A 281-nucleotide genomic window follows, 5' to 3' on the forward strand; every position below is an offset into this window, starting at 1 on the left:
GCGACAACGTAGGCTTCCTTCAGCTTAACTAGCGCCTCATCGGCGTGATGAATCGCGACTTTCTCTGGGTGATGGAAGCGATGCCCCTGAAGCTCGTTACCGATCGCTTTACCAAGAATTTCACCTTGAACTAAGCTTGCACCGTAGAAAATGGTCGCGGTGTGTACCGGGCGAATAAACTGAGTCTTGTTAGCTCCCCAACGCATAGGTTTAGGGATAGGTAGTTTAGTTAATGCCTTAGCTACGGCGTCTACAATCAGCTCTTGTACCGCCTGACCAGG

Annotated in this window: 1 protein-coding gene; it reads right to left on the reverse strand. The window is 50.5% G+C overall.

The features are described from left to right. On the reverse strand, nt 1–281 hold a 281-nt coding region (locus CWB98_RS23560), incomplete at both ends, for a glycine--tRNA ligase subunit beta (RefSeq protein ID WP_138546982.1).

The organism is Pseudoalteromonas rubra (assembly GCF_005887115.1).
Classification (GTDB): Bacteria; Pseudomonadota; Gammaproteobacteria; order Enterobacterales; family Alteromonadaceae; genus Pseudoalteromonas; species Pseudoalteromonas rubra_F.